We start from the raw sequence: 10,757 nt of genomic DNA, 5'->3' as shown, positions 1-10,757 counted from the left end.
CTTTATTGTCTTTATGTTTGTAATAGATTTTTCCCGTTGCGTGGACGCCATAGAGAATAGCTTCTCACATCTTAAAAGATGGTTAACAAAAAGTTAGATATCTTAGAATAGCGATCCTTTGGACCTCTGGTTTTGCTAAAAAACCACCCCGAAAAGAACTCTTGATTCGTAATAATTAGAGAGACGTGTTGTAAAATCCTATTCCCTAACTTTTATTTACGCGTCCCTCACTGTAAAAAAGCTGTATAAATACAGCAAGTTATTTTTACATAAAACTTACATGTTATCCATAAATGGTATAACGGTAAAGCCCCCGTAAAATAATCAAAAAATCTATCGAACCTCACTCTCTTTATGCTTAATAAAAGAGTAAGCGAGCACCATTATCGTATTTATATTTTTTTCCCAAGACAGTGTTAATATACGTATTCATTGTAGGCATTTTTTCAGTTTTTATCTGTATGCTAACCACGTTTGGAATGTGAGAAACATGCTTTTGATTGATTTAATATAAATAAGCTTGCCATGAAACAATCTTACAGTATTGAGATTTCTCATTTAAGTTGAAAGACAATTCATTATTATTATAAATCAATATGATGTATAGATTGTCGACATTACAAGCAGTGTGTGAACGCTCAATGGTTAATGCCAATGTTTTTGTTATGGGGAAGGGGTATCGGGTGTTAATGAAGTTTTGTATAGCGTGAGAGACGTAATTGAGAGATGCTTGTTTAGAGGGGCGTTTAGTGAAAAAACTTTGAAAGCAAATGCGCATTCCCTCTGCACTTTAAAAGCACAAGGGGTTTTAAGTGAAAGAGTGGTTGGAATAAGTATGTGTGTTATTTTGAGAGGAGCGATTTTTCAGAGCTTCTTAAGTGTGTCCCGTTGAACCAAAACCTCCTGTTCCACGGCTCTCGTTATGGCTTGGGGTATTTTGCTCTGGTTCAATGGCGCAAACATTAACTTGAGATACGGGGGCGATGACTGTTTGGGCAATGCGCATGCCCCGTTGGATTGAAAAGTCTTCTTGTCCTAAATTGATAAGAAGGACTTTGACTTCACCACGGTAGTCACTATCAATCGTTCCTGGAGTGTTGAGGCATGTGATGCCGTGTTTTAAGGCTAAGCCAGAGCGTGGACGTATTTGTGCTTCAAACCCAAGAGATAAATGAAAAATGAGACCTGTTGGAATAAGTGCCCGCTGCCCAGGGGCAAGAACAAGCGTTTCTTCTTCTCCAATTGCTGCCCGTAGATCAAGACCCGCAGAACCTGCTGTTGCGTAGCAAGGAAGTTCTAAACCTTGTCCGTGTGGAAGACGCTGAACGGATAAAGTCTGGGCATGTGAAGATTGAGAAGAGACAGGATGGTTGTTTAGAGAGGCGTTGGTTTCAGTGTGCGACATGATCAAGGCATTTCCAAAATATGAGGTCTAGAAGAAAATGATACTTTAACAAAAGATATCTATAAAACCAAGTCGATAAAGGTGTGTGGATATAGGTTGTCCCCAGAGCTTGCTTATCATCTTTGGCTGACCTAAAATATTCCACAACACCACCTAACATCATCAAAGGCATTTTTCAATAATGGCATCATCAAGGATGGCTTATGCCTAGGGGCATGCGCTTATTTGAGATCTAAATTATGGTTACAGATAAGATTTTTTAGATACTACCGATAAGAATACCCGTGGCAAAAACCAGAGCACCACCAATGATGACCTGTAAAGAGGCGCGCCAAAAGGGAGTGGACATGTATTTGTTCTGAATCCAGACGATGGCGCCTAGTTCGAAAAAAACAATGATAAAAGCAATAATTGTCGCTACATAAAAAGAGTTGATCAAATAGGGAAGAGTATGACCTAGTCCTCCTAATGTTGTCATAATGCCGCTGGCAAGACCTCTTTTTAATGGCGAACCACGCCCTGATAATTTGCCGTCATCATGGGCTGCTTCTGTGAAACCCATTGAAAGTCCCGCACCAATTGAAGCTGAGAGCCCTATCAAAAAAGTTTGATGCGTGTCTCCCGTGGCAAAAGCTGCGGCAAAAATGGGGGCAAGGGTGGAGACAGAGCCATCCATTAACCCTGCAAGACCTGGTTGAATCCAAGTCAAAAGTGTTTGTCTTTGTGTTTTCGAAGGTTTTTTTATGGTGTGATTTGCCGCTGTTGTTTTTGGGGAGGGATGGCGGCTCTTTCCTTTCACAAGAGAAGTTCTGTCACATAATGAACCGATAGTGTTTGCACGATTATGGCAAGAAAGGCACAAAAGTTGCTTATAATTTTTAAGCTCTTGAAGCCCCATAGCGGTAAAAACCGCGGCTTCCTTAGAGGAATAAGGTTCTAGAGCTTTTGCATATTTTAAATAGAGCGCCGCATGTTGCTCTTTTAATTTGAGCGCTTTAAGTATCACGTTTTGTGCTGAACGAAAGGACAGAGCTTTACGTTGTACAAATGAAAAAAACGATCTCAACATTTTCTGTTCCTCTGCACTTTAGAATAATTCTAAAACATAAGAAAAATAAACCGAAAGTCAATCTAAAAGTTAAAAACTGACAAATTACAAAAAGGTTGCACTGAGAAAAAAGGTGATGGGATGCTGAGAAAGTACAAGGAGATTTATCAAATGGAGACGACAGGGGTGCATGAAAGAAATAATTGCGTGAAAAAAATTAAGAGACAATGTGCTTTATTTTGCTAAAGGGGCGTTTGAATGGAGCATTCTAATGTATTGATGCTCGAGAATATAGGAAAGGAATAAGCTAGCATCATCATTCATTTGATGCGTTTAAAATACTGTAACAGCTCTTAGAATTTGAAATGATTCTTTTAAAGGAGATCTTTTTCAAGGGATAAAAGCCCATTTCGCGAGGATGGGCCCCCGTGAAGAGTATAGAAGGGTAGAGCCGCAAAATTTCCATGAAATAATATAAACTCCATTGAGTCTTCTTAATCTTTACGCTTCATAAAAGAGCAAGCCGGCATCATCGTACACCTTAGCTCCCAGTGTTGCGACAGTCTTTAGCACGGTTCATTATAGGCATGGCATTTTATTGTACAGTTTTACGCCACTCATTCTGCTTGTGGAGGTGTAAGACAGTATTCTTATGATATTTACGCGCATTTTAGCGTTGTTACAGCTTTTGCATTTAGGTGGATTTGTTAGCGTGTAACGAATTATCTTTTGTGCTGTGATTGCAGGGGCAGGTTTAAGGGTGGGGGTGCATAAATGACAGAGATGTTATCATATTAAATTGTTTGATCACGCATAAAAATTTATGCTTTATGAAGGGGCATTTATTGCCTTGTAACTTGCCTGATATCTTGCATGAAAGCCCAAAATTCAGTAGGATTCCTCTCACTTCAAAACTTCTTATATTGAAACAATTCAAATCATTTTCTTGTGTATCACAAGGAGGGGTGTGGGTGCTGTGTTTTTATTTAAAGTATGGGATGAGTTGAAATGTGAGAAGTGCATAATCTCTACGCGTTAACAAACGTTTTTGATGTTTTTAAAAAAGAATTAAGTTGTGCAGAAAAAAGAGGAACTCTATGGACATTGATGATAGTTTAGAATGGTTTTTGGGTTTGCACAAACTAACAATACCGCAGGCAGCGCTTTTAATAGTTGGATTAAATCCAGGAAAGTGTTTGTTTCACGATGAAACGGAACCAGAAAAGAGTGATATTTACGAAGATAACCTTTCCGTATCATCAGAGAAAACTGCTTGTTTCCGAGGAGCTTATAATGCCATAGTTCAGGCAGGAAAAGACGATCAATTAAAGATAGAATGGTCGAGTTTTTCTAATTATATAGAGACATATTCCTCATATGTTCTCGTTGAAGATTTAAAAGAATGGCTTTCGTCGCGTGGTCTGCGTCCTGCGTTTTTTTTCCCTGAGGATAATTTTGCTGAGACTAAGGATCAAAAATATGCGTTTCAAGATCCAACGCATCCACGTTATGCTCCAAAGCTTGCTGCTATTGTTGCGGCATGGGAAGCGGTGAGTGAGGCTGAGGGTGGTAAAACTGTTAAAGGAACGCTTGCAAAATGGTTGCAACAGAATGCTGATCAATATGATTTACACAATAAGAAAAGTGGTAAGTTAAAAACGGATGTTATTGAGGAATTAGCGGCTGTTGCGAATTGGGAACCTACCGGAGGGGCGCCTAAGACACCTGCCAGCTCTCTTTTATCAAAAGAAAAAAAATAAAAAGATCACTAAAATTGTGCTGCTTTTTTTGATAATTTTGAAGGTAATCTCTTTTTCTGGGGGAGATTTTTACTTTTCTTCCCTAGATTATAAGTAATTGTTTTTCAATGAAAATAATTTTTATAGTGTTCCTCTGACTGTTCAGGCGGGGGAAAATAGACATTTTGGGGCAGTAAAATTTACCCTGTAGTTTTCGTAACTTACCTCTCTATTTTTGTTTGATTTTTTTGGTCATTTTTAAAATCCAAATCAATTAAAATGGAGTTGAAAATGATAAAAATATTTTCTTTTTTTACGGTGCGTGGAAGTGCAAAAAATCCTCAAGTCAATGCACCGATAAATGCACCAATATTGAAGCAGCCTGTTGCTGATGAGGTGGTGTGTAAATCGTTTAGAATAGGTGTATTGTCGTGTTGGTTAAAGTTTGAACTTATCCTTGTTATGGAAAAGGTCAAAGCTGAGCGCCATACGCTTTCTCCATAAAGAAATCTTATCATCTATGAGCGAGTGAGGATTTCTCTTGAAAAATTTGCACAATAGTAAAACTAGTTAGCAAAACCCGTTCTTTGGCGTAACAAAAAGGATGTCATAAATGATTATCTCATCATAAATATGCTTTAAGAATGACCCGTGCGTGGCGAAAGTCTATGGCATAGTCGCTATAGATTTTTGCTCCGTGTGTGATGATCAATACTCTTGTTTATCTCTTGTCAATGCAAGTGCCCATGAAAGTGATGAGAGTCTATTGTTCCATTGTGATGCTTGGTGGTTCATGTTTAGAAACGACAAGTGTATTAAATGCGATAGGGCTGATAGAAAGGAAAACGTATCCTGTAAAAAATAGGTATGTCTTTAAAATAAAGCTGATAAACGAAATTATTTTTTATCTACCTTTTATATGGTGAGAAAAAAGGCATTCAAAGTGCAAGCATAAGCAATTCAGCAGTAAATCCCAAAATAGCATAGATCGTTTCTAGGAGAGGGGAAAAGTCTATCTGCAAAAGCTATGTTAGGTCGTGTGACCGGTGAAATAATGTGGTTAGGGCAATAAACAGTTGTTATTAGTGAAGAGATAGAAATCGGTCGGGTGTTGATTTCTGGTTTATTAGAGAGTTTTCTTTGTTATCTCGTCAAATACGATCGTTTGAGGTGTGGTCATATAAAGCGAAGCTTTTTTTTAATCTTGGAAAGATATTCCCATTGCGGAAAATCATATAAAGTTTAAGAAACGGCAGCACGATTTTTTGTGCAATGAAATGATGAGTATGTACAATATCTCGGTAATCTCCATGGGAAACTTTACCGGATCCAAAGTGTGGATATTGTCTTCTGCTTATCCCAAATCGCAGATATTTCAAAACAACAACGGTGGAGCAAAACAACAACGGTGGAGAATGAATGTTGGATATGTTCTAGGGAAGGTTGCAAAAAATGGCTAAAAAGTTTTCAAAAAAAATACCAAAAATGACGAAAGGAGCGGTTGCCCACTCCTTCGTTCCTATCTCCCCTTGCGGGGAAGCGGTCACCATTACTGATGCCGTGTATGCTGATATAGATACACTTATTTTTCTCAAAAGTCAATACTGTAAATGCGGTAAATATTTGAGCATCAGAGCTACAACTTTATGAAAATCTTCGCAGGATAACCTTGGAACGGTACGTGAGCAACTTAAACGACTTACAGAAACTGTTGTGACATAATTGCAGATAATCCACGCTTTTTTATTCTCTATAGGAGATTGTATTGGATACGCAGCGGGATTATTGGGTTGTGATTTCGTTGAAAAAGGTAAAACTGTCACATTTCCATATAATTTTGCATTCTTAGAAAGCACTAAAACAGGCCGCTTTTTCCAAAATTCAGGGAGTATCGAATCATGAGGAAAATCGCACCAAAAAACTTGCCTGATGCGTGGTGCCGATTTGATTCGTGGTTTTATATGAGGTGGTTTTTGGTAAGGCGCATTTAAATCCCTTTCTTTTATATGCTCGCGCCATGCATTATGATCATGTTCCATCATAACACATGGTTCTTCAAGTTTGGTTATATCTAAGGAAATAGGTGATAGGGTAGAAGGCTCTGTGTTCTTATCTTCAGCCATAGCAGACCATTTATATTTATTGGTCCCCTCACTTATTATTTTACGGCTTTTCTATCACGAGTTTTTATCAAAATGTTGCTTATAAGTACAGAGAGGTGAAACCATAAAATGGATGTATCTGCTTATTTTTGTCTTTTGAGTACAACGCTAGAGGAGGGATGTTGGTGACTCATTGGTGTTGGTGGGTTGGTTTGGCGGTGGGTGGTTTTGGGTGGGGATTGGTGACTGGAGAGTTGTTGGTTAGGGGGGAAGCGATTGGAGAGAACGAGTGAACGCGGTTTCGTTTCTATTTTATGGTTAGAGTTTTTTATTGCTTGAAAGAATGCCTTTTGAAGTAATATAGAGGCTTATAAGGCTGAAAAATAGGCTTGAGACGACATTCCAACCGGCAAATGAAAGAAAAAGAAAGCGTGCGGATGCTTCAGAACAAGAAGGGGGATGAATGTTGTTTAATTGGTTAAGCAACTGGTTAATGTCTGAAGTTTTTCTGACTGCGCTTAAACCACAACTGAGGGGAGCAGCCCAAAAGCCATATTCAACACCCGCATGATAAATGGCTAAAACAAGGCTGATGCACATTAAGACAAAAACACACAAAAATAAAAGTTGTACCCAAGCAGTTATGCGAAAAAAATATGCCCCAAAACCTGCTAAGAGCAAAAAGGGTATGGCACCATAATAGGGAAAACGCTCTATGAGACACAAATCGCAAGGAAGATACCCTCCGAAATGTTCAAAACCAAGGGCAATACCTATTGTGGCAGACAAGCAAAAAGCGAGAAAAAAAGCCCACAAACTTTGTTCTTTTCTGCTGGGTTCAAGATGAAGGTGCTTGTGTAAAAGTGGGTGAGAAGACAAAACGCATGCCATTAAGTCTGTTCCTTATAAAAGCTTCCTGTTTAAAAAAGCTATGAAAATCCCATAAATTAAAAGGAGGCTAACACAACCAATGAGAACAATCCATTTGAAATGCTGTACTAGAAAATTCATTGCTTTTTGTCCAAAATGTTTAATCAGCCACGCGAGAAAATAAAAACGAGCGCCTCTAGAAAAAATACAAATAAGCATGAAAAGTTCAAGACGTACACTCATTACACCGGCCAAAATTGTGACAATCTTGATGGGGGGAAGATGAAAAAAACCTGATGTTATCAGTAAAATGATTAGAAATTGCAGGGTTGCACTATTTTTCAGAGATTCAAAACTTTCAACCTTACCATAAATTTCTAAAATAGGTTTGGCAAGGGTATCATAGGCAAAATGTCCGATAAACCAACCTGCAATGCCTCCTAATACAGAACAGATCGTCGCAATCAAAGCATAGCGATAAACCTGCTTTTGATGAATAAGCAGCATCGGAATATATAAAACATCTATGGGAATTGGAAAAACAGAACTTTCAATAAAGGCAATGAAACCAAGCCAGTGCGGTGCTGTACGCCGATTTGCTAAAGAAATCGTCCAAACCTTTAATTTGTTTAATATCATGAGGCTTTTATAAGTTTAAGAGGTAAAGACTTTACAAATGAGATTGCTATAAATCCGGTAGAGAAATCCAATAAAGAAAATATTCCATAAAATAGATAAGAAAATGATATGAATTCTTAAAAAATGAGAAGTCTTCTGTTGACGAATCTGTTCTTCTTCATATAGTGCAAAGGAATAATCGACAAGTCTGTCTTTTATAGCTGTGTGCGGGTGTGGTGGAACTGGTAGACGCGCCAGACTCAAAATCTGGTTCCGAGAGGAGTGTCGGTTCGAGTCCGACCACCCGCACCACTTCATAAATATTTCCCTTTATCCTGTTATGGCGCATCACGTTGTTTTATAAAACATGGGGGGTTATAAAACGTGAGATTCATAGACCGTGTTCAATGTTTTGCATGTTGAATGAAAAACCTCGAATACCGTAGGATTCTCTCATTTCAAGTCTGCTTCTAGTAAATCAACCAAAATCATGTCGCTCGTACGTTACAAGCTAGATGAGCTCGCGTGGAGTGAAATTTTACAAAAAATGAATAAAAATGCCTCTTATGCTGTTTCAAGGGCATCATTGGAGGTAAAGTGTATGATGGATGGTGCCTGCTTGCACTTTTATGAAGTGTAGAGATGGTGCTCTATAGATTTTGTATTCTTGTAGGTGCTGTCGCAAAATGGGCTTGAGGGTTTTGAGAGATGTTTCTTTAAAACATGCATGTGCATTGGCAATCCAAGTGTCTTGAATTTGAATGTGTTTGGTTTGAAGCGTTGTCGTATGACATGAGGGGCGTGATCGCCAAAAAGATATGTGAGAAACAAAAACATGAGGCAATGCGTAATCTCCACTCTTTAAAAGGCAGAGTTTTAGAGGTTTAAAAGATTGTGCTTTAGAGGCTTTAGAGATTTTATATTCTTGTAGGTGCTGTCGCAAAATGGGCTTGAGGGTTTTGAGAGATGTTTCTTTAAAACATGCATGTGCATTGGCAACCAAAGTGTCTTGAATTTGAATGTGTTTGGTTTGAAGCGTTGTCGTATGACATGAGGGGGGATCGCCAAAAAGATATGTGAGAAACAAAAACATGAGGCAATGCGTAATCTCCTCTCTTTAAAAGGCAGAGTTTTAGAGGTTTAAAAGATTGTGCTTTAGAGGCTTTTGGAAGTCGTAAAGCAGAGGAAAAGGGTAAGGTTGGAAATTGGGTTTTACCTTGACAACTTCATGTGCTCCCCAAATGAAGCTGTCTCCCCGTTACAGAAATTACATAAACAGAAAACCGCAATATCCTCTCTCCACTCTGGCATACAATAGCTGTAAAACACTGTCGTTTGAAGTGTGGTAATATAGGCATTTGTAGTGTGGTCATATAGGGCATACTTCCTTGAAACGTTACAGTATTTTTTCAGGGTGGGTTGGATATTCTTCAGTGTGTTTGTCTTGCTTTAGGTTTAAGAGCATTCCATGAGGAGGAGCCCAGAGAAGCCCGCCCAAATCTCCCAAGATTCCTCAAGAGTTTTTGTGTTTTTATAAATGGACATGGTGTTTAAAAATGGATTTTTAAACATAGGTTTTTAGAAGCTTTATTCTTTAAGAGCGGGGAGGAAAGTCAACATATATCCTATAAAACTGCTATTGATGCGCAATATCCATATTTATTTTAAAGAAATATCTCTTACATAACGGCTCTCATTTATTTTACGATGGCGCTCAGTGGTATGATAGTAAAGCTTTTATATTCCAAATGCATTACATGAAAGGCTGCGAGGATAGAAGCTTGCTTTAAGAGAGGGAGAGGCTTTATTGTTTCGTGACTATTTGTTTACAGTTTAGTACTGTTTTTTAGAATCTATGTCTTTTTAGGGGAAAGGGGCATAAAAAAACCCCGTTTTTAACAGGGTTTTTTAATCATTCAATTTTTCTACAAAACTTAGAATTTGTAAGCGATACCAAAGCGAACATCATGCGCTTGAGAAGAGATTTTAAGGTTATCGTTTGCAAAGTTCTTTTTAAAAAAATCTGAATAACGATATTCTGTACGCATAATGATATTATTTGTCATTGCAAGATCAAAACCACCACCAACAGTGTAACCAATCATTGTTTTTGTCTCATCTAACATATTGCCAGAAGCAAAAATTGTCGAATCTTCTTGCGATTTTGATAAAAGTGACATGATATATTGCATCTGTTTATAGGCTATACCTCCTGCAATATAAGGCATAAGACGATGGGAAGCAAAACCAATACGCGCGCGCGTAGCACCAGCCCCTATTTCTTTCAATGTTACACTGCTAACAACAATGTCACCATAGTTGGGTATCGTTTCATCCTGAGCTGCAGGTTTTATGATAGGAATCCCAGCTTCTTTAAAGGCAACGTTAATGGAGTCTAATTTATCTAAAATTTTCTTTCCACTGTCTGTTTGGGTGCTTTTCCTCCCAGACCAGACTAAGTCGGTATCAAAACCGAAAACAAAATCTCCTAGATCAATGTTAGAACCTGCATACAACCCTGTTCTCAATCCTGATAGTTTCGGTGATAAATCTCTATCAATCCAAGCCCATTTTCCGTCTCTGGCTTCTTCTACATAATTTAGAGTATTTTTATTGGAAAAATATCCGATTTGTCCTCCTAAATAAAAACCAGACCAAGAAAAAGGTGCAGAAATAGTAACCGGTGAAATACGTGACGATGAATCATTTTGCAATGAAACCTTCGGTTCTGATTGCTTAAAGATTACCGTATCTGCTGCTTGCGCTGTTGAAGCGGTAATGAAAGTGAAAATAGATAGTGCAATTAAACATTTTGTTTTCATAAAATATCCCCAATTCATTTAGAATACAAGGCGCATTATACACGAATCGGTTAAAGAAATCTATATTTAATATCATTATGAAAACTAAAATACTCAAAAAATCTATAATTATCCATGTTTAAGCATTCTTAAAACTTGTTTTCATGCTATTAT

Annotated in this window: 9 protein-coding genes and 1 tRNA gene; 4 read left to right on the top strand and 6 right to left on the bottom strand. The window is 38.0% G+C overall.

Annotated elements, in window-relative coordinates; translation table 11 throughout:
- Nucleotides 1–874 precede the first annotated feature (874 nt).
- Nucleotides 875–1,405, bottom strand: coding sequence for a dUTP diphosphatase (gene dut / locus ACFIJL_RS04475; protein ID WP_375622905.1), 531 nt, complete (start codon nt 1,403–1,405; stop codon nt 875–877).
- A gap of 259 nt (nt 1,406–1,664) precedes the next feature.
- The gene (locus ACFIJL_RS04470) at nt 1,665–2,474 is read right to left on the bottom strand and encodes a VIT1/CCC1 transporter family protein (protein WP_375622903.1); all 810 of its coding nucleotides are present in this window, start codon (nt 2,472–2,474) and stop codon (nt 1,665–1,667) included.
- A gap of 1,076 nt (nt 2,475–3,550) precedes the next feature.
- Here ACFIJL_RS04470 and ACFIJL_RS04465 point away from each other — a divergent pair.
- The 3 genes from ACFIJL_RS04465 to ACFIJL_RS04455 all read left to right on the top strand — a co-directional run bounded on the left by ACFIJL_RS04465 (nt 3,551) and on the right by ACFIJL_RS04455 (nt 5,652).
- Nucleotides 3,551–4,213, top strand: a complete 663-nt coding sequence (locus ACFIJL_RS04465; protein ID WP_375622901.1) for a hypothetical protein — start codon at nt 3,551–3,553, stop codon at nt 4,211–4,213.
- Nucleotides 4,214–4,483: 270 nt separating this feature from the next.
- A complete protein-coding gene (locus ACFIJL_RS04460) occupies nt 4,484–4,696 on the top strand; it encodes a hypothetical protein (RefSeq protein WP_375622899.1) in 213 nt (70 codons plus the stop codon).
- Nucleotides 4,697–5,502: 806 nt separating this feature from the next.
- Nucleotides 5,503–5,652 carry a hypothetical protein gene (locus ACFIJL_RS04455; RefSeq protein WP_375622897.1) on the top strand — a complete coding sequence of 50 codons (150 nt, stop codon included), beginning with the start codon at nt 5,503–5,505 and terminating at the stop codon, nt 5,650–5,652.
- Nucleotides 5,653–5,790: 138 nt separating this feature from the next.
- Here ACFIJL_RS04455 and ACFIJL_RS04450 read toward each other — a convergent pair whose 3' ends face one another.
- From ACFIJL_RS04450 to ACFIJL_RS04440, 3 genes are all read right to left on the bottom strand, one after another.
- Nucleotides 5,791–6,315, bottom strand: coding sequence for a type II toxin-antitoxin system PemK/MazF family toxin (locus ACFIJL_RS04450; RefSeq protein WP_375622895.1), 525 nt, complete (start codon nt 6,313–6,315; stop codon nt 5,791–5,793).
- Nucleotides 6,316–6,612: 297 nt separating this feature from the next.
- The gene (locus tag ACFIJL_RS04445) at nt 6,613–7,185 is read right to left on the bottom strand and encodes a disulfide bond formation protein B (protein ID WP_375622893.1); all 573 of its coding nucleotides are present in this window, start codon (nt 7,183–7,185) and stop codon (nt 6,613–6,615) included.
- 12 nt (nt 7,186–7,197) lie between these two features.
- On the bottom strand, nt 7,198–7,803 hold the full coding sequence (locus ACFIJL_RS04440; RefSeq protein ID WP_375622891.1) for a YqaA family protein: 606 nt from the start codon (nt 7,801–7,803) through the stop codon (nt 7,198–7,200).
- A 206-nt stretch (nt 7,804–8,009) separates the two neighbouring features.
- On the opposite strand from ACFIJL_RS04440, the gene ACFIJL_RS04435 reads away from it, so the two are divergent.
- A tRNA-Leu gene (locus tag ACFIJL_RS04435) sits at nt 8,010–8,094 on the top strand.
- A gap of 1,622 nt (nt 8,095–9,716) precedes the next feature.
- Here ACFIJL_RS04435 and ACFIJL_RS04430 read toward each other — a convergent pair.
- A complete protein-coding gene (locus ACFIJL_RS04430) occupies nt 9,717–10,604 on the bottom strand; it encodes an outer membrane protein (RefSeq protein WP_375622889.1) in 888 nt (295 codons plus the stop codon).
- Nucleotides 10,605–10,757 lie beyond the last annotated feature (153 nt).

Origin of the sequence: Bartonella sp. TT119HLJHH (assembly GCF_042193385.1) — a bacterium.
Classification (GTDB): Bacteria; Pseudomonadota; Alphaproteobacteria; order Rhizobiales; family Rhizobiaceae; genus Bartonella.
The sequence above is the reverse complement of the archived record's forward strand: the minus strand, read 5'-3'. Positions and strand labels throughout refer to the sequence as shown.